Annotated in this window: 21 protein-coding genes; 10 read left to right on the top strand and 11 right to left on the bottom strand. The window is 65.2% G+C overall.

Annotation, left to right across the window (positions count from 1 at the left end; all coding sequences use genetic code 11):
• Positions 1–7: 7 nt before the first annotated feature.
• Entirely contained in the window at positions 8–1426 is a 1419-nt protein-coding gene (locus tag BLU84_RS27210) for a glucosamine inositolphosphorylceramide transferase family protein (RefSeq protein ID WP_074868037.1), read from the top strand.
• Positions 1423–2553, top strand: a complete 1131-nt coding sequence (locus BLU84_RS13770; protein ID WP_074868034.1) for a glycosyltransferase — start codon at positions 1423–1425, stop codon at positions 2551–2553. The genes BLU84_RS27210 and BLU84_RS13770 overlap by 4 nt, the downstream gene beginning before the upstream one ends.
• Here the strand turns inward: BLU84_RS13770 and BLU84_RS13765 are convergent.
• From BLU84_RS13765 to BLU84_RS13755, 3 genes are read right to left on the bottom strand one after another with little or no spacing between them, the layout of a single operon-like run.
• A complete protein-coding gene (locus BLU84_RS13765; protein WP_074868031.1) occupies positions 2550–3716 on the bottom strand; it encodes a GNAT family N-acetyltransferase in 1167 nt (388 codons plus the stop codon). The two genes, BLU84_RS13770 and BLU84_RS13765, sit on opposite strands and share 4 nt — an antisense overlap.
• Positions 3713–4729: a hypothetical protein gene (locus BLU84_RS13760; protein WP_211664538.1), complete on the bottom strand. Its 1017-nt coding sequence runs from the start codon at positions 4727–4729 to the stop codon at positions 3713–3715. Before BLU84_RS13760 ends, BLU84_RS13765 begins: the two co-directional genes overlap by 4 nt.
• Positions 4699–6147, bottom strand: a complete 1449-nt coding sequence (locus tag BLU84_RS13755) for a lipopolysaccharide biosynthesis protein (RefSeq protein WP_074868027.1) — start codon at positions 6145–6147, stop codon at positions 4699–4701. Before BLU84_RS13755 ends, BLU84_RS13760 begins: the two co-directional genes overlap by 31 nt.
• A 297-nt stretch (positions 6148–6444) precedes the next feature.
• On the opposite strand from BLU84_RS13755, the gene galE reads away from it, so the two are divergent.
• Positions 6445–7410 (top strand): UDP-glucose 4-epimerase GalE, encoded by a 966-nt coding sequence (gene galE, locus BLU84_RS13750; RefSeq protein WP_074868025.1) that lies wholly within the window; start codon positions 6445–6447, stop codon positions 7408–7410.
• A 201-nt stretch (positions 7411–7611) separates the two neighbouring features.
• On the opposite strand, the gene BLU84_RS13745 is transcribed toward galE, so the two are convergent.
• Positions 7612–8568 carry a YrzE family protein gene (locus BLU84_RS13745; RefSeq protein ID WP_074868022.1) on the bottom strand — a complete coding sequence of 319 codons (957 nt, stop codon included), beginning with the start codon at positions 8566–8568 and terminating at the stop codon, positions 7612–7614.
• Positions 8569–8788: 220 nt separating this feature from the next.
• Between BLU84_RS13745 and BLU84_RS13740 the strand changes: the two genes are divergently transcribed.
• From BLU84_RS13740 to BLU84_RS13720, 5 genes are all read left to right on the top strand, one after another.
• Positions 8789–10306, top strand: a complete 1518-nt coding sequence (locus BLU84_RS13740; RefSeq protein WP_074868019.1) for a helix-turn-helix transcriptional regulator — start codon at positions 8789–8791, stop codon at positions 10304–10306.
• Positions 10307–10431: 125 nt separating this feature from the next.
• On the top strand, positions 10432–10614 hold the full coding sequence (locus BLU84_RS13735; protein ID WP_074868015.1) for a CsbD family protein: 183 nt from the start codon (positions 10432–10434) through the stop codon (positions 10612–10614).
• Positions 10615–11001: 387 nt separating this feature from the next.
• A complete protein-coding gene (locus BLU84_RS26535) occupies positions 11002–11430 on the top strand; it encodes a hypothetical protein (RefSeq protein ID WP_139174992.1) in 429 nt (142 codons plus the stop codon).
• Complete coding sequence (locus tag BLU84_RS27780) at positions 11427–12905, top strand: ATPase domain-containing protein (protein WP_074868012.1); 1479 nt, start codon at positions 11427–11429, stop codon at positions 12903–12905. Before BLU84_RS26535 ends, BLU84_RS27780 begins: the two co-directional genes overlap by 4 nt.
• Entirely contained in the window at positions 12790–14529 is a 1740-nt protein-coding gene (locus tag BLU84_RS13720) for a diguanylate cyclase domain-containing protein (RefSeq protein ID WP_233431154.1), read from the top strand. The genes BLU84_RS27780 and BLU84_RS13720 overlap by 116 nt, the downstream gene beginning before the upstream one ends.
• 550 nt (positions 14530–15079) lie before the next feature.
• On the opposite strand, the gene BLU84_RS13715 is transcribed toward BLU84_RS13720, so the two are convergent.
• From BLU84_RS13715 to BLU84_RS13700, 4 genes are read right to left on the bottom strand one after another with little or no spacing between them, the layout of a single operon-like run.
• Positions 15080–15469, bottom strand: coding sequence for a DoxX family protein (locus BLU84_RS13715; protein WP_074868007.1), 390 nt, complete (start codon positions 15467–15469; stop codon positions 15080–15082).
• 10 nt (positions 15470–15479) lie between these two features.
• On the bottom strand, positions 15480–15977 hold the full coding sequence (locus tag BLU84_RS13710; RefSeq protein ID WP_074868004.1) for a YybH family protein: 498 nt from the start codon (positions 15975–15977) through the stop codon (positions 15480–15482).
• 37 nt (positions 15978–16014) lie between these two features.
• Positions 16015–17001 carry a zinc-binding dehydrogenase gene (locus tag BLU84_RS13705; RefSeq protein WP_074868001.1) on the bottom strand — a complete coding sequence of 329 codons (987 nt, stop codon included), beginning with the start codon at positions 16999–17001 and terminating at the stop codon, positions 16015–16017.
• Between the two features lie 10 nt (positions 17002–17011).
• Positions 17012–17389, bottom strand: a complete 378-nt coding sequence (locus BLU84_RS13700) for a YybH family protein (protein WP_074867998.1) — start codon at positions 17387–17389, stop codon at positions 17012–17014.
• Between the two features lie 124 nt (positions 17390–17513).
• Here BLU84_RS13700 and BLU84_RS13695 point away from each other — a divergent pair, with 124 nt between their 5' ends.
• Positions 17514–18413, top strand: coding sequence for a LysR family transcriptional regulator (locus tag BLU84_RS13695; RefSeq protein WP_074867996.1), 900 nt, complete (start codon positions 17514–17516; stop codon positions 18411–18413).
• Positions 18414–18479: 66 nt separating this feature from the next.
• Here the strand turns inward: BLU84_RS13695 and BLU84_RS13690 are convergent, their stop codons facing one another.
• The 3 genes from BLU84_RS13690 to BLU84_RS13680 form a co-directional block, all read right to left on the bottom strand.
• Positions 18480–18995, bottom strand: coding sequence for a fasciclin domain-containing protein (locus tag BLU84_RS13690; protein WP_083382565.1), 516 nt, complete (start codon positions 18993–18995; stop codon positions 18480–18482).
• A 234-nt stretch (positions 18996–19229) separates the two neighbouring features.
• On the bottom strand, positions 19230–19559 hold the full coding sequence (locus BLU84_RS13685; RefSeq protein WP_074867992.1) for a hypothetical protein: 330 nt from the start codon (positions 19557–19559) through the stop codon (positions 19230–19232).
• Positions 19556–19804 (bottom strand): hypothetical protein, encoded by a 249-nt coding sequence (locus tag BLU84_RS13680; RefSeq protein WP_074867989.1) that lies wholly within the window; start codon positions 19802–19804, stop codon positions 19556–19558. The genes BLU84_RS13685 and BLU84_RS13680 overlap by 4 nt, the downstream gene beginning before the upstream one ends.
• Positions 19805–20461: 657 nt before the next feature.
• Between BLU84_RS13680 and BLU84_RS13675 the strand changes: the two genes are divergently transcribed.
• Positions 20462–20830 (top strand): isocitrate/isopropylmalate family dehydrogenase (locus tag BLU84_RS13675; RefSeq protein ID WP_233431072.1); only part of this gene is annotated, 369 nt, incomplete at its 3' end.

Genomic DNA, 20830 nt, shown 5'->3' with positions numbered 1-20830 from the left:
CGTGCGGGTGCGCGCCGCGCGCTACGACGAAGATGCGCAGTGGCGGCGGCTGGCCGCGGAGCAGCCGGAGCTGCAGGAGCTGCGAGTCGACGACGAAAGCGAGGCGGCCGAGGTCGACGAAGACGCCTGGGATGCGGTGATCGATCTGGCCGGGATCGGCGATGCGGCACCGTGGCGCGCGCGCAGCCGCCAGGGCGTATGGCAGCCGCTCGACACGCAGGGCCTGCATCTGGCTGCACCTTACGCCGTACATGCCTCGATCGTGTCGGGCCGAGGCGGCGAGCTGGCGCTGGTGCGCGACGGCGCTGTGGTGCTCGATTGGATGCGCTACTACGCCGATCCGCACTATCTGCGCGTGCTCGGTCACGCCTACCTGCGTGTGGTCCACCTGCTGGCGGCGAACTTGCTGGAACTCGCCCATGGCGATGGCGAACTGGCGACTGAGGCCTTCGTGCCCGTCGCAGCGTCGCTGCGCTGGCGCCGCGTGCTGGCCGGCCTGCGCGGGCGCTGGCGTTCGCAACTTCGCCGGCTGCGCAGCCAATGGTTGAGCGAGAGTTGGATGATCGGGGTCGTCGATGCACCGATAGAACGAGTGCTCGATAGCACTTTCGCCCAACGTATTCGCTGGCTCGGCGGGCGCGACGCAGCCCATTACCGCGCCGATCCGTTCGGGCTGCCGGGCGACGACCGCCTGTTGTACTGCGAGACTTATGACTACCGCGACGGCGTCGGCCGGCTGGAACTGCTGCGGCTGGACGCCGACGGCAGGGTTGCGCGGGCCGACCCGGCCGGACCGCAGCGGCCCGGTCATGTGTCCTATCCGTATGTGTTTGAACACGGCGGCCGCGTGTACGCAATTCCGGAAACCGCGCAGCGACGCTGCTGCGAACTGTACGAGATCGATGCTGGCGGCCACTGGCGCTTCGTCGCGACCCTGCTCGACGACGTGGCGGTCGCCGACGCCAGCCTGTTTAGATGGGAGGGCCGCTTCTGGTTGGCCTATACCGACTTGTCCTGGGGCGCGTTCGACAATCTCTGCCTGAGCTATGCCGACGAGTTGCGCGGCCCCTGGCGCCGGCACGCGCGCCATCCGGTCAAACTCGACCACCGCAGTTCGCGCCCCGCCGGCACGCCGTTTTTCCACGACGGCGAGCTGTACCGGCCGGCGCAGGACTGCGGTAGCGGTTACGGCGAGGCGGTCGCGCTCAACCGGGTGCGCCTGTGCACGCCGCATCTCTATCGCGAGGAGGTCGTGGGCCAGTGCAGGCCGGATCCGTGCGGGCGCAATCCGCACGGGCTGCACACCGTCTCAGCCTGGGGTGGGAGCACCTTGGTCGACGGCAAGCGCTACGTGTTCAATCTGTACGAATTGGGACGCAAGCTGAGCCGCCGCTGCATCGCGCCGGTGAAGGCGGTGGGTGGATGAGCGCCGTGCGTTCGGTAGTGCTGTACATACCGCAGCTCAAGTTGGGCGGGGCCGAGATCTCGATGCTGCGGTTAGCGCAGGGCCTGCAGGCGCGCGGCATCGCGGTGGCTCTGGCGGTGCACCGGGCCGACCCGGCGGCGCAGGCGTTGGCCGGCGGCGTCGAACTGCTGTCGCTCGACGCCGACCGTACCCTGGCAGTGCCGGGCAGGTTGGCGCGGCTGCTGCGCCGGCGGCGTCCCGATGTAATGGTTTCGGCGCTGACCCACAGCAACATTGTCGCCGTGCTGGCGGCCCGCGGCACCGCGGTGCGTACGGTGCTCACCGAGCACGCGCCGATCGACTCGATGCGTAGACTCGATCGTTCGTCCCGCTATCGCGCGACCTTGGCGCTGATGCCGTGGGTCTACCGTTTCGGCGACGCCATCGTGGCCGTTTCCGAAGGCGTGCGCGCGGATATCGCCGCGCACCTTCACCGGGATCAGCGTCGGCGCGTTCATATCATCGCCAATCCGGTGCTGCCGAAGGACTGGCGCGAACGCGCCGACGCGCCGCTGGACGACGAGGGCTATGGCGCCGACGACGAGCCCGTGGTGCTGTCGGTCGGGCGTCTGAGCGAGGAGAAGAACGTCGCTGGCCTGATCCACGCGTTCGCGCGCCTGCGCGCATCGATGCGGCTGCGGCTTGTTGTCGTCGGCGATGGCCCCCAACGGCCGGCGTTACAGGCACTGGTCGACGAACTCGGCCTGGGGCCGGCCGTGCGCTTGCTAGGCCAACGCGACAACCCGTATCCCTACATGCGACGTGCGCGCGTGTTCGCGCTGGCCTCGCAGTTCGAAGGCTTCGGCAACGTGCTGATCGAGGCCATGGCCTGCGGCGCGCCGGTGGTCAGCACCGACTGCCCGGTTGGGCCGCGCGAAGTGCTGGCCGGCGGCCGCTACGGCCTATTGGTGCCGCCCGACGATTCCGGCGCATTGGCCGAGGCGATCGAAAGGCAGGTGCGCCACTGCGACCCACAGGTCGTGGCTGCCGCGCGCGAGTATGCGCTGCAGTTCACCGTCGAGCGCAGCGCCGCGCGCTACCTGCAACTGTTCGAGCGGTTGCTCGACGACGCCGCGCCGCGCCGCTAAGACGCTTCGGCGCCGCCGCGCGCGCGAAGAGCCAACAGCCGCTCCTTCAGTTGCGGCCGCCGCGCCAGCCAGGTGCGCGCGTGATGCAGCAGCCGCGCACGAAGGCTGTGCGGCCAGCCGCGCCACGACAGCGCCCGCACCGATTCGTACAGATCCAGGCGATCGGGCTGGAACCCGCGCTTGTAGGCGTAATCGCCGATGGTGAAATCGAAACGGCGCACACCCTGCGCGTGCAGCGCGGCCATGGTGCGTTCGATCACCAGACGCCCGGGCGAACAGTTGCGCCATTCGCCGGCCGCGTTGCCGATCCGGATCATCGCGTATTCGTCGCCGTGGCGAACGCCGAGCAGGGCGGCGACGATCTCTTCGCCGGCGACCAGCGCGGTCAGTACGGTCTCGCCGCCGGACAGCCCTTGCGTGAGCAAGTCGCGGTAGAACTCGCGATAGCCCGGCTCGTCCAACAAGTAGGCCCAGCCCTTGCCGCGGATCGCTTCGCGCTGCAGCGCCTCTAGCGCGTCCATGACCTGCATTGCCCGCCCGACGTCCTCGATGCGCTCCCAGCGCGCCTGCGGATGGCGTGAGAACACTCGCCAGGAGCGTTCCAGCTCCTTGCGGTGGGTCTTTTCGCGGCTGAAGCGCCAGGCGTCGAAGTCCTCGCCGACGCTGACCGGATTGCCGAACAAGGCGCTGGGACGCGTGCCCTGCAACTGCAGCAGCGGATTACGGCGTTCGCCGACGTGACCGGGCATCTTCTCCAGCGACCACAGGTCTGCGGCGGGCAGCGCGCGGCGCAACGCGGCGAACAACGCCCGCATCTCGGCCGGATCCTCGGGGCAATCGGGCGCGCAGACAGGCGCGACGTAGTCGCTCACACCCGCATCAGCGAAGCTGATGCAGCGCAGGCGGCCGCGGCGCTCACGCACCAGCGGCAGTGCTAATAACGGTCGGCCGTCTTCGCTGCGTTCGATGCTGACCAGCAGGGGCTCGCGCCCAGCCTGCGCGCCTAGCGTCGCGTACCAAGCCTGCAGCCAGCGCGCTCGCTGGAACAGGCCGATCACGGCGCCGTCGCGTTCCCACGCGTGCCAGCGCGCCAGCGCGGGAGCGAGTTCGCGCTCGACCGTCACACGGTAATGGTCGGGATCGCGGCTATCGGCCGGGCTCATGCGCCTTGACCGTCGCGTTGGCCTTCGTTCTGGGGCGTGCCCAGGTCGAGGATCGCGCCGGGTCGGTCCGGATCGAGCCGGAAATCGATCGGTCGCGCCGCGCGGCGCTGTCCTTCGAGGCGGCCGGTGCGGCGCCACAGTGCCTGCAACGCAGCCTTGGCGTAGAACGACGGCCCGTCGAGTCTGCGCGAACGCGGGGCCCGCCCGTAGTGGTTGCGCAGGATGCCGTTGGCCACGTTGATCATGTGGCTGCGGCGGATGGGCTGGGTCCAATACTCCAATGTCATCGACACGTTGAGGCTGTCGTGGTTCTCGATCCGATGCGGTGAGTTCAGCGGCCAGAACACGCCCTGGCCTGGCTCCAGGTCGAGCACGACCGCCTCGCGGTCGAATTCGGGCCGGTATTCCAGCCCGACTTCAAGCTGGCTCAGGGCGATGTTCTCCAACCCCTGCTCGCTCAAGAACGGCAGTCGCGGCGGATAGATGTAGATGCGCTTGCGTCCGTGTAGCTGCAGCAGGCCCTGGCCCGGCAGGTCGGCGTGGTAATACACCTGCGCCCCCGGCGAGGACACCAGCACGCCGAGGCGGTGACCGTAACTCGAAACCGGCGGCGCCAGCGCGCCGGCCTCGGCGAACAGGCCGCGCATGACCGCGTCCAGGCCGGGATCCAGCGCGTGCCCGTCGCGGAGGTTGAGCCACAGCCGGCCGCATTCGATCGCGTCGAGCACGCGCGCGCCGTCGAGTCCGCCGAAGTCGCCTTCGCGCCACACCCGCCGTCCTTCTGGACCTTGCTCGCCCATGTGCACGATCGAGTAACTACGGCGCGGGTAGCGGTCAATCAGACCGGCGACCGCCGGCAGGGCAAAGCGCGGATCGGCATGCAGGCGATGCTGGAACAGCAGCGGTGCCTGTTGCCATTGCGTGGGCGAATGCGGGGTCAGGGCGCTCAAAGCGCCGGGTGCGATGCGGTCCATGGCAAAAATCATCGAGACGGGAAGGGAAGACGGGCGCACAGTCCGCGCAGGTGGCGGCGATAGCACAGCGCCAGCGCGGCAGCGTAGACGGCGCCGCCGAACGCGGTGGCGTAGATCAGCGCCGGCCATCCGGCCAGCGGTGGCAGCAACGCCAGCGCTGCCGACATCGCCGCGCTGGCCGCGACGATGCGCGCCAGATGCGCGGCCGGCAGCGGCATGCCCAGGCGACGTACCGCAAGGAAGAATGACAGCAAGGCGCCGACCGTCACCGCCGCCAGTGCGCCCCAGGCCGCGCCGGCCAGTCCCAGCGCGCGCAGACCGAGCACGGCGCCCGCCAGGAACAGCGCGGTTTCCATCGCATCAATGGCCAGCGTCCAGCCAGTCTTGCGGGCTAGCAGGAAGGCCTGGTTGGCGAAATGGTTGCGAAGGTTCTTGACTAGGCCGGCCAGGGTGGCGATGGGCAGGATGACGATGGTATCGGCGACGTACGGCGTCGATACCGCCAGTTGCGACAGGGGTGTCGACAGCGCGACGAGCCCGGCTGCGCTAGGCAGCAGCACGGCGCACAAGAGCGCGCCGTTGTCGGCCAGTTGCCGCAGCGCGCGGTCCTGCTCCCCGCGCGCTTCCAGGCGCAAAGCGATAGGGAAGGCGGCGGCGGTCACCAGCATCGCGGCGAAGGCGCAGGCGCGCTGGCCCAAGGTCCAGCCGGCGGCGAACAGGCCGACCGCAGCCAGGCCGAGCTCGTGCTCGACCACGAAGCGAATGCCGTTGCCAGGCACCCACGCCAGCATTCCGCTCAGGGCTAACGGCAGTCCGTACCACGCGACCGACCGCAACAGATCGCGGTCGGCTCGCTGCAGGTGCCAGCGCAGGCGCAGGCGCAACAGCACGAAAAGGAGGGAGGCGCTCTGCGCGACCGCATAGGCTCCCAGCACCTGCAAGGGGCCGATCCGAGCCTCGCCGTCGCGGACCAGGTGCGCCCACAGCCAGCCCAGCGCCAAGCCGCCGATCGGACCGCCGCATTGCAGTGCGGTGTAGGCGAGGATGTCGTTGCTGGCCTTGGTCCGTTCGGCCAAGTGGCTGCAGTACGAGCGGGTGAGTGCAAAAGCGAACAGCACTGTAAATGCAACCGCCCCAGGCGGCGTGCCGGCGACATAACGCAGCATCAACGCTAGCACCGACCCTTGCAGCGCAAGATTGGCGATCAGCACCCAGCTCTCGACCACGTCTATGCGCTCGCGCACCGCAGCGTCGCTGCCGGGAAGAAAGCGCAACAAGTAGTACGACCAAAACGCCAGGAACAGTAGGTACATCGCCTCCTGCGCGGCCAGCGCCAGCGTGAACGCGCCGAACTCACCTGGATCCAGCCAGTGTGTCCACAACACGATCGCCACCAGCTGCGCGAGTGGTCCGAGCAGTTGGGCCGGCAGGTAAAGCGCGGTCTGACGGATCAGCACCCTCAGCTACCGAACTGCGCTGCGCCGGACGCTGAGGTCCGCATCGTTGCCGCTTGGGTGCCGACGTGCGTCATCGTTCAGTCGGTTCATTCAGAAATTCGCGGCAATTAAATTGATAAGCATCACAAAACGATGCGTGACGCATACTCCCACGCAATGCTGCGTAGTCACAAGCATCGCCTAGCAGGAAGACCGAACGGCTTCAGATAGCGGGGATTTTTCTTGACGTTCCCTTCACGACGGACGACGGATCTCTGCGAGACCGATGAAGCCGAACAGCGCGCAGATGCGCCTCATGTGCTGGTCTGTGGCGGCGCTGGTTATGTTGGAGCGCATGCGGCTTACGCCCTGGCGCAGCGTGGCTTCCGGGTCAGCGTGCTCGATAACCTCAGCACCGGCCATCGCCAAGCCTTGCGCTGGGGGCGCTGGATCGATGCGGACCTGCTCAAACCCGAGAGCCTGGAAGCCGCCTTCGCTGAACCGGTCGACGCGGTCATGCACTTTTGCGCGCGCTCGCTGGTTAGCGAATCGATGGCACAACCTTACGACTATTACCTCAACAACGTCGTCGGCAGCCTGAATCTTCTGCGTGCGATGCGCGCCCACGGTGTTGGCCGCCTGGTGTTCTCGTCCTCGGCCGCGGTTTTCGGCCAGCCGATGAGCGAACGCATTGACGAGGCGCATCCCAAGGCGCCGATCAATCCCTATGGCGCCAGCAAGCTGATGGTCGAGCGCATCCTCGCCGATGCCGCGCATGCCTACGGACTTCGGTCAGTATCGTTGCGCTACTTCAACGCCGCCGGCGCCGCTTTTGATGCGGGCATCGGAGAGTCGCACACCCCCGAAACCCACCTGATCCCTAACGTGCTGCGCGCGGCACTGGGCCAGGGCGACCCGCTGCAGGTGTACGGCGACGACTACGACACCGTCGATGGCACGTGCGTGCGCGATTATGTGCATGTGCTCGACCTCGCCGATGCGCACATCCGTGCGCTGGCGTGGATGGACGCACAGCCCGGTGCGCACTGCTTCAATCTCGGTAACGGCACCGGCTTCAGCGTGCTCGAGATTGTTCGCGCTGCGGCGTGGGTGAGCGGTCGCGAGATCGACTGCCAGGTGGCGCCGCGTCGCCAGGGAGATCCGGCGGTGTTAGTTGCTTCAAGCGCGGCGGCGCGTGAACACTTGGGCTGGGTACCGCGGCATACCGCAATCGAGGACATCATCGAGAGCGCCTGGCGCTGGCACACATCGCCAAGTTACTGATCAAGTTGCTGATGAGGTCTCGCGAGAAATGAAATAAAACAATATCGCGAAGGCGATTTTACAAGATGGGCGTGTCGGCGCCACTCAGTGCGACAGGCGAAAGTAACGTGCTTGTAAATTTTGTAGGCCGACGCGTGGCGAAAAAAAGCCGCCGCCTTTCGGGCGACGGCTTTGTGTTCCGGCGATATCGCCATGGCCTGATCAGCGATGTTGCCGGCGGTAACCCATGCGCCCAGCGAAGAACGCCAGCAGTCCACCCAGCACGAGCACGACCAAGCTGCTCCAGGCCGCCTTCGACACGCCTTCGGACGCGGACTGCGCCGCTTCGCGGGCCTTTTGCCCGGCCTGCGCCTTGAGCTGTTCGTACTTGGCCATCGCCTGATCGTAGGTCTGAGCGTAGCGATCGGCGGTGACGCGCGCCTGCTCCAGCGGCTGACCGGTGCGCGCGGCGATCAGATGGGCCAAAGCGTCCTTGTCGGCAGCGGCCAGGGCCGGCGCGCCGCGTTCGCGCACTTGCGCGAACCAGTCGCTCAACTCGGCGTTCGCAGCCTGCGGATCGAGCGCGGCGTCCTCAGCGACCGCCTTGGCGTCGCCGAGGCTGCGCTGCGCGTCCTGGCGAAGACGCTGCGGATCCAGCTCCGCCTTGCCGGTCTGGCGCAGGGCGGTGTCGAGCTCGCGCTTGAGGTCGTCCCAATCCAGGTCGATGCCGTTCTCGCGCAACTGCGCCTGCACGCTGGACGCCAGTTGCGGCGCCGCTGCGGCGGCGCCCTGGCCGGCCAGACTCAAGCCCTTGCCGACGGTGTTGGCGGCCGCTCCGGCCAGGCTGCTGGCCAACGAAGCCAGCAGCCAGACCGTCGCCAGCGTGGTGGCCGCCCAGGCAAGTACGCCATGCAGGGCGCCCTGGCTCGGCGCCGAGCGGCCGGCGATAAAAGCGCCGGCGAAAATCGCCAGCAGCGTGGTGCCGGTCAGCCAGACTCCGGTGCCGGTTCCGAAGCCGGCCAGGGGATGCGCATCGCCCATGGGGTCCAGCGCGGAGGCGCCGATCGCGGTGCCGAGCACGCTCAGCACCAGGTAGACGATCAGCGAAATCAGGCCGCCGGCAAAAACGGCGCCCCAGGAGATGCGCGCGGCGCGCGGATCGATGGGAAGGGTGGTCATGGAATACCTCGAAAATACCGTGGGGGCAGGCTTGAACGGCTAACGTCGGCCGGATCGAATCGCAGTCGCGTCGCGGGCCGTTCATCCTGTGCGATCAGTCTGCGCAGGACGGCGCTGCGCAGCGCCGTTCAAATGCACTACCGACCCTGGTGCATTCGTCTCATCCGGCAATCACGGCGTCTACACGATGATCGCCGCACCCCCGAGCACGCGACTGTCCATGAACGACCCCGTCCTGCAACGCCAGACCGACCGCCAGCAGTTGCAGCAGATCATTCGTGGTCTAAGCGACGGCGTGATCCTGATCGAGCCCGATCAACTCATCGTCTGGGCCAACGACGCCGCCTTGAAGATGCATGGCGTGGAAGCGCTCGACGGCCTGGGCGCGACCGTCAGCGAGTATCGGGACCGCTATCAACTGCGCTATCGCAACCATCACCGCTTGGGCGAGGGCAGCTATCCGATCGACCGCGTAGTGGCCGGAGAGGCCTTCAGCGACGTGGTGGTCGAAGTGGTGCCGGTCGCCGACGAGGACGCGCGCTGGGTCCATCGTGTGCGCAGCCTGGTGCTGACCGATGCCGATGGAGCGCCGGACTGCCTGGTGCTGATTTTGGCCGACGCCACCGATTGGGCGAGCGCGGAACAGCGTTTCGAGAAAACCTTCAACGCCAATCCGTCGCCCGCGGTGATTTGCCGGCTCGGCGATCTGCGCTATATCAAGGTGAATCAGGGCTTCCTGGAGATGACCGGCCACGAGCGCGATCGAGTGATCGGCCGTTCGGTGTACGAGTTGGATGTGCTCGAGGGTGCGCAGAATCGGGAGTTGGCGGTTCAGCGGCTGGGGGAAGGCGCGACGATCCCACAGATGGAGGCGGAACTGAGCCTTCCGGAGGGAGGGAGCAAGTTGGTTATCGTGGCGGGACAGCCGATCGAAGTGGGCGAGGAAGCCTGCATGCTGTTTACCTTCATGGACCTGGAACCGCGCCGAAAGGCCGAGGTTGCGCTGCGCCAGAGCGAGGAACGCTTCGCCAAAGCCTTCAAGCTGACCCCGGTACCTACCCTGGTATGCAGCGCAGACCGCTTGGCGATCCTGGAAACCAACGAGGCCTTTTCCATGGCGACGGGCTACGGCGCCGAAGACGTGATCGGCAAGACGCTCGCAGGTTCGGGCTTGTTCGAACTCACCGCCGATGCGCTGCAAGTAGGCAGCGCGCTGACCAAAAAGACCGGCTTGCAGAACCTCGAATTCCGCATCGCGCGAAAAGACGGCAGTGCGTTGGACTGCCTCGTGTCGGCCGAGACCGTCAGCATCCATGGCGCCGAATGCTATCTGCTCGTGCTGATGGACATAAGCGATCGAAAACGCAACGAGCTGGAACTGGTGAGCGCGATCGAAACGGTGATGCAGGACGCGTCGTGGTTCAGCCAGACCCTGATCGAAAAACTGGCGAACGTGCGGCGAAGCGGCGCGACGGGAGCCAAGCAGACCGAACTGGGCGAGTTGACGGCTCGCGAGCGCGACGTCCTGGGTCTGATCTGCGAAGGCCTGGCCGACAAGGAGGTTGCCGCGCGTTTGGGCTTGGCGCCGAACACCGTGCGCAATCATGTCGCTGCCCTGTATTCGAAGCTGGGCGTCCACAGCAGAAGCGAAGCGATCGTATGGGCGCGCGAGCGCGGATTCTTCGGCAACGCCAGTGGGTCGCCCGGCCGGGCCAAGAAACGCACTCCTCGCTCGTAACCGCGCAAACGCACTAGCTTCTCTAGTGCATTCATGGCTGTCGCGGAAGTCCATCCGATCGCATATTGGCGTCGGCCCTGGACGTCGCCGACACCGGGGCCTCACTCCCCACTCAGAGGTGCCGCATGGACAAGAATCGTATCGAAGGCGTGGCGAAGCAGGTCAAGGGATCGGTCAAGGAAGCGATCGGCAAGATGACCGGAGATAAACGGATCGAATTGGAAGGCATGGCTGAGAAAAACCTCGGGAAGGCCCAGGCCAAGTCCGGCGAGCTGGCCGACAAGGTGCGCGACAAGCTGGAAAAGTAAGAGGGAGAGGGGCTGCCTGAAAGCCATCTACGGCGCGTCCTTAAAGGCGCGCCCTTGGCGGTCTCTAGTCTCCAGGGACGGTTTGGTCCATAACGACGCGCCTTGTTAGTGCGCCCACAGTGTGGGACGTGTAGCTAGTGACACTAGGAGCCTTGCTCCTCTTTACCTCGCCCCCCCTGTGTGTCGCAGCGAGCGGCTACCAGGCGCTCTTCAGCGCTGACGAGAGTTGCCGGGTGTGTGTACAAGAGGATCGGTCTGCTATAGGACCCGCGGCGATGCAGTGCCTGAGAGGAGTTCAGCAGGGTAAAAAAGTGATTGCGCCCGGTTCGTGCAGAAAATAAGGCGTAGTATGGATTTCTCTGCAAGGCAGACCCTGCGGCCCATGCGATGGAAGATCGGGAAAATCAGGGAATCGATTATCGATTGACGCATGCCGTTGGCGAAAGTGCGGATGCAGTAGCGATAGCCAAGGCAGTTGCATCCATTTGGTACGAGTTCGAGGCGGCATTGCGGCCCATTGTCGGGCCAATCGCCGTCACTGCGCTGTACAGACGCAGCCTGAATCTGGCGAGCGCGGCCACTCCTGGGTTAAGTCAGGTGTCGACTTCTTCTGCGGAGGGAAACGACATCGATGGACTTCGCGAATACCTCATGCAATGCAGCGCAGCCGATGCATTGGCGAGCGGAAGCAATTTTCTGCGCACCTTCCATGAGCTGCTCGCCAGTCTGATCGGTCCTTCGTTGGCCCAGCGACTCTTACGCACCGTGCCGACGGCCCCCCTCAGTGACATACCGCCGCAGGACGCCGCCCCATGAACAGCAAAGTGACCATCGCCCGTCTGGCCACCGGGGTCCCAGGCCTGGACACCGTCTTGGGCGGCGGCTTGCCCGAGTACTCCTTCAATCTCATCGCAGGCCCTCCCGGATGCGGAAAAACGACGCTTGCGCATCAGATCATGTTCGCCTTGGCGACGCCGCAACGTCCGGCGTTGTATTTCACGGTTCTGGGCGAGCCCCCGCTAAAGATGCTTCGCTATCAGCAGCAGTTCGAATTCTTCGACGACACGGCGATCAATCGCTCGGTGCGGTTCGTTAACCTTGGCGAAGAGATCCAGGCCGGAAGTCTTGATCGGGTATTGCAACGCATCGAAGCCGAGGTGGCGAAATCCGGTCCCGCCCTTGTTTTTGTTGATTCGTTCCGTTCCGTGATGCTCGCGGGCGTTTCGGCGGGCGATCGGCTCGGCGATTTGCAGCACTTCGTCCAGCAGTTGGGGATCGCGATGACCAGTTGGCAGGCGACTACCTTTCTGATCGGGGAGTACTTCAACGACAGTGAGGCCAACCCAGTGTTCACCGTGGCCGATGGATTGATCTGGTTGCGGCAAAGCGTGCAGCGCAACTCGATGGTGCGGAAAATGGAAGTGCTGAAGATGCGCGGCCAGGCCATCTTGCCGGGGCTGCATACTTTCCGCATCGGCCCGCAGGGCATCGAAGTATTCGCGCCCGCCCGGATCGCGGTAGCGGCTATGGGCCTGGCTGCCGGCGCCAAGCCGCGGCTGGGGATGGGCAACGCCACTTTGGACGAAATGCTCGGAGGCGGCTTGCCCCAGGGGTACTCGCTGCTCGTCGCGGGTCCATCCGGCTCGGGAAAGAGCATCTTGGCCTCCGCGTTCCTGAGCGAGGGGGATCGCGCGGGAGAGCGGGGCGTGATTGCCGTGTTCGAGCAGCAGCCCAACCGTGGCCGCAACGAACGGCTGACCGAATTGATTGAGACAGGGCGCGTCGGCCTAGTCGATAGCCGCGCCAGCGACCTGTCCATAGACGAGGTGATTCTGCTGTTGCTCAAGGAGGTGGAGCGTCTCGGCGCCACTCGGGTGGTCATTGATTCGCTGTCGGCGTTCGAACTGGCGTTGGCGCCGACTTTCCGCGAGGATTTCCGTCAGTCTCTGGCGCGCCTGGTTTCCGCGATGGCCCATGCCGGCGTGAGCCTGCTGATGACGTCGGAATTGGAGGATCGCTACACCGACTTGCGCTTCAGCCCCTACGGCACCGCGTTCCTGACCGACGCCATCATCGTGCAGCGCTATATCGAGATCGATAGTCGACTGTTGCGGGTCATTGCGGTAGTCAAAGTTCGGGCCAGCCCCCATTCGAACGATTTGCGGCTGTATGAAATTGACATCGATGGTCTACGGATTTCCGGACGGCTGGACGATCGCGAAGGCCTTCTGGGCGGACGGCCCACCCGCAAAGCCGGGACTCGCGATACTTGCGATGACGGACGTGGCTAGATTCGGATCCGGGCCCCATCGCCGCGGCAACCGCAGAATGGTTCGAGGCAGGGGGGCTTGCCAGCAGTCAAAGGCGCAGAAGATCGAGAGGCTTCTGGCGGCTCGGATTCACCAAAGTGGCGCGAACGCGCATGTCCCTGGCAGCACGGACCCAGCCGATCTGGTGCAGGTCAATGAGCAGCTCATCATCGCCGCTCTGCAAGCACGCCAGGAGTCCGAAGCCGCCACCCACAAACTCGACGAGGCGGTTCGGTCGGTGGGCATGGATTCCCTTACCTCGCTGCCCAATCGCGAGCGCCTATCGGAGCGTTTCCGCACTGCTATAGCGAACTCCCGTCGTTATGGCGAGTTCGTCGCATTGCTGTTTATCGACCTGGACGACTTCAAGTGGATCAACGACACGCTCGGCCACACCGTCGGCGACGAAGTATTGCGGTTGGCTGCGCATCGGCTCGCGGCCGTGACGCGAGAAGGAGACATGATCAGTCGCTACGGCGGAGATGAGTTCCTGATCTTGTTGAACAGGGTGGCAGACGCGTCGGATGCTGGCGCAACGGCCGAAAAGCTCATCGATGCGCTGGGAGTTCCGTGTCGAATGGGGGCGCATGTCCTGCGCTTGTCGGCGAGCATCGGAATCAGCCTTTTTCCGATCGATGGAGACGATGTTGAGATCTTGATCGATCGGGCCGACGCCGCGATGTACCGCGCCAAAAAAGGACAAAAAGGTCGGGGCAGGTACGCCTTCTACGGGGATCGCGTAGTACGCGAAAGCCCTGGCGATAGCGCAGTGCGGGCGCCGCGGAGTCGGCCGTTCTCGCGTTATCAGGCGGCCGCCGTTCGGCCTGGCGCGCGCATCGATCAGCTTCAGGAAGCCAACGAGAATCTGGTGCTGGCAGCGTTGAACTCGCGGCAGTCGCAAGCGACGGCCGAAGCCGCCTATCAACATCAGCAGCAGGCGATGGCGATGGTTGCCCATGAGCTTCGCAATCCGCTGACGCCGATTCTGATCGCTGCGACCATGCTCAGGTCGGAGAGTGCGAACGTAAGGATTGATATGCAGCGCATCATCGAACGCGAAGTGATGCATATCTCCCGGTTAATAGGCGACCTGGTCGATGTGGCGCGGGCGAAAAGCGGGAAGTTCCAGATCGATCGTCGGCCCGTCGACATGGTGCTGATCGCCGAGTTGGCGGCCGAGGCTTGCCGTTCTGTAATGGAGGCGCGCCGGCAGCGCTTTAGCATGAGTGCTTCTTCGGAGCGGCTGATAGTCGATGGCGATGCGGACCGTCTCACCCAAGTCCTGCGCAACCTGCTGGATAACGCCTCTAAGTACACGCCAGAGGAGGGCGAGATCGCCTTGTCGGTCCGTGAAGTAGGTGCCCAGATCGAAGTGTGTGTCGCAGACAGTGGAATAGGCATCGCGCCGGAGGCGCTGACGAATGTGTTCGAGCCGTTTGTTCAGGAGGTGCGCGCTGTGGGAGTCAATGGCACAGGGTTGGGCATCGGGCTCACAGTCGTGCGCGAACTGGTGCATGCGCATGATGGTCAGGTGATCGCGGTAAGCGGCGGCTTAGGCGAAGGAACGCGCTTTGTCGTCACCTTGCCGTCGGTGGGGCCGTCGTGAGAAGGCGATATGGGTAGAGCCGCGGCTGCTGCTTCGACCGTGGGCGCTCGGGGTCTTTGCTGGCCAAGCAGCGTTGGTTTAATCAGGCAGGATTGAGTTTTTTATCACTGCAGTTCAACCCAGGTCATGGCACCACCGCGGATTTTAGGAGGAAGAGACGAATGTCATGTGCTCGGTGTGGGTGTCGCTGGCGGCCGTGCTGGTTGGCGTTCCTCGGGCGGGGATGGGCGCGGAGGCGCTCCCCACCTATAACTACGGCATGCATTGCCGGTCGGCTGACGGTGGCGACTTCGGCAAGGATTTGAAGTGCGGAGAAGCGGAAGCCGCCGCCTACGCGAAGCCACAAGAGCTATGGGCGAGAACCCCTCAACAGGGTTTGAACCGGGGTTTGGTTGCTCCAGCATCCATTCGAAGATTCAGGCGCTACCATTGCCGCGCTCCGGGCTCCGCAGAGCCCTCGCCGCAGCGACTTCCGGCGGCGCCGCAGTCCCGCCGGAACGTTCAGCGCCCGTCCGGCGAGCCTGCCGGTCCCCGCCGCCGCACGCGGTCGTCAGCCGCCGCGGCGCGCATCCAGACTCAGCGATCCGGCGCCGACGCCGGCCAGCAGGACGAATCCGCCGGTCATGGCAATGTTCTTGAGGAACATGTTGATCTGCATCGGATCGGCGAATTGGTGGTGGAAGATCAGCGCGGTCGCGACGCAGAAGCCGGCCAGCAACAGCGACACGATGCGGGTGCGATAGCCCAGTACGATCAGCGAGCCCGCGACGATCTCGAAGGCGATCGTCGGCCACAGCAGGGCGGCGGGGACGTGCATGGCCTGCATGTAGCCGCTGATCGCATCGGCGGCGCCGATCTTGGACAGGCCCGACAGGATGAATATCTGCGCCATCAGGATGCGCGCGATGGCGGTGGCGTGGGGAATGAATTTGGCATTCATGGCGGCGGACTCAGGGCTGCTTGGCGGGTGTAGTGGTCGAGAAGATGTAGCGGGCGAAGCGCCACTGACCGTCGCCGCCGCGTTGCAGCAGGAAGAGTTCCTGATTGGCTTCGGCGTTGGCCGGCGCGGCGGCGCCGCGCGGCCGGACCGTACCGTTGGAGCGCGTGCGGGCGTAGGCCCAGTCCTTCGACAGCGGGCGGATCTCGTCGATGGCGAAGCGCACGTCGAGCTTGATCGCATCGAAGATGCCGCGGTACGCGGCGCGCACCGCCTCGTGGCCTTCCACCGGCAGATGGCCTTGCGGCATGAACACCGCATCGTCGGCATAGAGCTTCATGATGCTGTCGACATCGGAGGCGTTGAGCGCGTTCTGGTAACGATCCAGTTGCGCGGCGACGGCCGCCTTCACGCTGGCGTCCGGGGCGGGCTTGGCGGCGTGGCCGGACGTGGGGAGCGCGGCGGCGAGCGCCAGCGCGGCGAGGGTGGAGCGGAAAGAGAAAGCGTTCATGGCGATGTCCAATGAATGAAAACGAAGAGGGAGACGGTTAGATCCGGACTACGAGCTTTCCGAGCGCACTGTCGCTGTCCATCAGGCTGTGGGCGCGGCGCACTTGCTCGAACTCGAAGGTCTGGGCGCGCAACGACGGCATCCGTCCGGCCGCGACTTCCGCGGCGATCCACGGCAGCGGGCTGTCTCGCAAGGGCAGCGCCGGCGTGCCCAGCAGGCCGCTGGGGAAGAAGCTCACCGCGACCGCGCCGGGAAGGTCCTGCATCAGATGAAACTGTTCCAGCACCGGTGGACCGCCGAGCAGGCCGATGACCGCAACCGCGCCGAACGGCCGCACGCTCCTGACGGTGTCGCGCAGGGTCGAGGCGCCTACGACTTCGAGCGCGGCATCGACGCCGCCGGGAACCAATCCGCGCACCGCTGCGGCGATCTCGCCGTCGTCGACGAGCGCGTGGTCGGCGCCGATCTCGAGCAGCCGCGCGCGATTGGCGGCCGAGCGGGTGGTGGCGATCACCGTCAAGCCGCGCGCCTTGGCGTAGGCGACCGCGGCCAGGCCGACCGAGGACGTCGCACCGCGCACCAGCAGGCTTTGGCCGGGCTGGATGGCCACGCGCCGGTCGAGCGCGCCCCACACCGTGAGATAGGCCTCCGGCAGCGCGGCGAGTTCTTCCCAGGACAGGTCGGCCTCGTCCAGCGCGATCACGTTGTCGCGCAGCACGGTCACCTGTTCGGCGTAGCTGCCGTTGCGTCCGAATTGCAGGCCGCCCATCGCGGTAGCGACGCGTTGGCCGGTGCGGAAACGGCCGGCCGGATCGTCCATCACTTCGCCGACGGCTTCGATGCCCGGGACGCGCGGGGTGGAGATCGGCCCCATCTTGCCGGCGCGCAGATAGGCTTCCGCGCGGTTGAGGCCGAAGGCCCGTACCCGGATCCGGACTTCGTCGGCGTCCGGCTCGGGCGAGGCGATATCGCGCAGTTGCAGCGCTTCCGGACCGCCGGGTTGTTCGATCACGTAGGCTTTCATGGCCGCGTCCTCAGTTGCGCGGCTGGTTGGTGGCGAACAGATAGCGATGGATCCTCCACGCCCCGTTTTCGCGCTTGAACACGAACAGCTCGTTGTTGCCCTCGGCGATCTCGGCGTCGTTGGCCAGGATGCGGGTGCGGCCGGCCGAGCTGGTGCGGACCCAGGCCCAGTCGCCGTGTTCTTCGATCTCGTGCACGGTGAAGCGCACGTTCAAGCGGATGCTGGCGAACACCTGCTCGTAACCTGCGCGGACCGCGCCGGCGCCGATCAGGGCCGGCGCGTTCTGCGGCATGAAGATCGGCTCGCGGCTGTAGAGCTGGAGGATGGCGTCGGTGTCGTTGCCGTTGAGCGCGGTTTCGTAGGACTGAAGGACGGTTTGGATGTTCATGGTTTGGACTCTGTGAGGAGGGTCGCTGGTCGGGCCGGCCGGTGGACACAGAGTGATTCGCTCAAAAACGGAAGTAAATCCGTATTTGTAGTAGTTAAAATCTCAAAAATGATAGGATCAAGGCATGGATCTCAACGCCGTCCAGATGTTCGTCAACGTGGTGCAGGCCGGCAGCCTGTCGGCGGCGGCCGAGCGCATGGGGATCCCGTTGCCGACCCTGAGCCGGCGGATTCGCGAGCTGGAGCGACAACTGAAGGTCGAGCTGTTGGAGCGCTCGGTGCGCGGTACGCGCCTGACCGATGCCGGCACCCGGCTGTACGAGCACGCCAGCCGCGGGATCGAAGCGTTGCTGGACGCAGAGCAAGCGGTGGTCAGCGATCAGGCGCGGCTGCGCGGGCGGTTGCGTCTGTCGCTGCCGCCTGCGTTCGAGCCGTGGTGGGATTTGCTTGCGGCCTTCCAGCAGCGCTATCCGGATATCGATCTGCAGGTGCATACGACTGATCGCCGCGTGGATCTGATCGAGGACGGGATAGATGTCGCGTTGCGCATCGGCGCGATCGCGCACGAGTCGATGGTGGCGCGGCTGGTCCTGTCCTACCGCCATGTGCTGGTCGCAGGCGCCGCGTTGGTGGAGCGCCTGGGCGCGCCGGTCCGGCCCGAGGAGCTCGGCCGCTTTCCATGCGCGGGTTGGCATACCAGCGAGAAGGGGGCATGGCGCCTGGGCGAGCAGACGGTCCAGCCCGAGGCCGTGCTCGCCAGCAACGACTACGCGCATCTGCGCCATCGGGCGCTGCAGGGTTCGGTGATCACCGAACTGCCGCCGTTCCTGGCGGCGCAGGCGATCCGCGACGGGAGGCTGCAGGTGTTGTTGCCGGACTATCCGATGCCGTTGCAGCAGATCAATCTGCTCTATCCCTCGCACCGCCATCCTTCGACGATCGTCCGGGCCTACCTGGATTTTTGCCAGAACCAGTGGGCGCGATTCATTGATCTGTCCGGCCTGCCTGAAGGGGCGTGGCGCTAGCGACCCAGCGGCAGCGAACGACCGTGCCGCCCCAAAGACCGTTGCAGGACGGTCTTGCCGCGTCCACTATCCGCCGAGCAGGCAGGTGCCAAGCCACTGTGCGCCTGGCGGAATATTGACCCGATCTATTCCGTGTATGGCCGCGTTGACGGAGTACAAATCAGGCAACACGACCTTGCCCGTACCGACAATCACTTGCTTGTTCACGGATTGGATGGACAGGGTATTGCCGTCCAGGGTCTTCAGCGAGTCCCAGCGTTCGAACTCCACGACCGTCTTGCGCTTCGGCACGATGTGATAACTGATCAAGTCGATCAGGTGCTTTCTGTTCTCTGGCAAAAGCAGTGCGTCAAGGTAGCCCTTGGGCAGTTTTTCGAATGCGGCATCGATGGGGATGAATGCCGTGAAAGGTCCTTTTCCGTCCAGGCTCTCTTGGAGTCCCGACTGCCTGACCGCATCGCAAAAGAGAGCGAATGAGCCCTGTTCCGCGGCCACTTCAAGGAGCCTCTTGGGAGGCTCTTGCGTCATGGTGTCGCCCGCGATCGGGACCAGTGTGCATAGCAGCGATTGGGTGAAGTTCATCGAAGGACTCTTGGCGTTCGGGCGCCACCAGGGAAAGAAAGGCTGATCTGTAGCCGATGCCTGCAGAGAGCGGGGTGTATGCGACAGGCGCTGAGCGGGTATCAAGCGGGACAGCCCCTGCGCCTTCGATCGACGGCGCGTAGTTCGAAAGCGCGCAGCGGGGTGCGATGGGCGACAGAAGCTGCGGCAGCGCGAGCAGCGCCACGGCGGCTATGCGCCTGTGCATCCCAGGCGCTACCAGCCGTGCAGAACGACGGTGGACAGCAGGAGGCAGCCGGTAATCACGGTTGCCCAGTAAGAAAATATCATTGAGCGGCGATTGTCGTTGCAGTGCCCCGTGCCATTGCGATCCAGGCTGAGGCGGAAGCTCTTGTCGCGCAGGTAGAGCATCGTGGCGCGCGCGCTATGTCGCGCGAGGGGATGTCTGCCCGTCTCGATGTTGAAGTGCGCGAGTTGGGCTGGATGGCTATCCTGCATCAGTCGCCAAAATTTGGCTTGAATGAAGGACTCCGCAGACAGGGCCAAGGCGAACCCTACGCAGGCAATGATCGTGAGGGCGTTCATGCCGAGCCGATCGGGCGCGGATTACGCGCTTGGCTGACGGGAAAGATCGCCACGCCAGCGATGAGTTCTTCAGCGCGAAAGTACCAATGCCACGGGGTGGCGGCGAACAACGGCGGCGAGGACGCCGCCGTTTCGGACGGCCAACCTTCGTTTTCCGCCGCCTGCAGGGCGACGATGTCGGGATGTGGCGCGCCGCCGGCGACTGCACCGGCGGCCGGGGATGCGAAGTGACGGTGGTTTTTCACGTTGCGGCTCCTTTCTATCATCGATGCTCCCTCTCCAAGCGACGCTCCTGCATTCAGGCGCGAGCTTCAACCCGAAGTTGCGAGGCGTGTTTTATGCGGTACCGATTCGAGATCGGACGACTGCTATGTTCCCGCCCAAGCGACATCGCCAACGATGACTGGACTTGGAGGAGTCGTCAGCCGATCCGCCGATAAATGCGGGCGGCCAAGCATGCCGCCTCTATCGCCAGACGCGCGAACTCACAGTGCCGGAGCAGGAAGTGCGCGACGGTTTTAACCGCTGATGCGGCATTGCACCGCAGGCGTTTACCTATACGCGGTGTGCCGTTACAACAGGGTGAGCTACGCCTCCGGTCTTGCTTTGTCGTTCTCGCACGGGCGGCTGCAAGCGACGTCTGCCGGGTTCGTGCGCCGGCCGTGGAAAGCTCCGGACAACGCTTCGCATCCGGCGATATCGCGAGCGGGGTGGATTGCAAAGAGCGGCCGGCGCTTTAACCGAATCGGGCGGGATCGGTCGATCCTGTCCATCCGCCTCAGGCCCGATGCGTTCGCGAATGTAGGCCAGGGCTGCTTCCGGCATAATTGTGCGGTTAACACCGTTCGATTCGTGCGCAGCGCCGCAACGGGCGCCCGCCCCACTGCTGGAAGAATTCCCTCATGACGCAAACGATTACGGTCATCCGTGGCGACGGCATCGGCCCGGAGATCATGGACGCCACCCTGCACGTGCTCGACGCGATGAACGTCGGCCTGAGCTACGAGTTCGCCGACGCCGGCCTCGTCGCCCTGGAGAAGCACGGCGAGCTGCTGCCCGCAGCGACCATGGATTCGATCCGCAAGAACCGCATCGCGCTCAAGAGCCCGCTGACCACGCCGGTCGGCGAGGGCTTCAGCTCGATCAACGTCGAGCTGCGCAAGCGCTTCGACCTGTACGCCAACGTGCGTCCGGCCAAGTCGTTCCCGAACACCAAGTCGCGCTTCCCCTCGGGCGTGGACCTGATCACGGTGCGCGAGAACACCGAAGGC

The sequence above is a fragment of the Lysobacter enzymogenes genome (assembly GCF_900106525.1).
GTDB classification, from domain to species: Bacteria; Pseudomonadota; Gammaproteobacteria; order Xanthomonadales; family Xanthomonadaceae; genus Lysobacter; species Lysobacter enzymogenes.
This window is presented reverse-complemented; position numbering and strand designations above follow the sequence as displayed.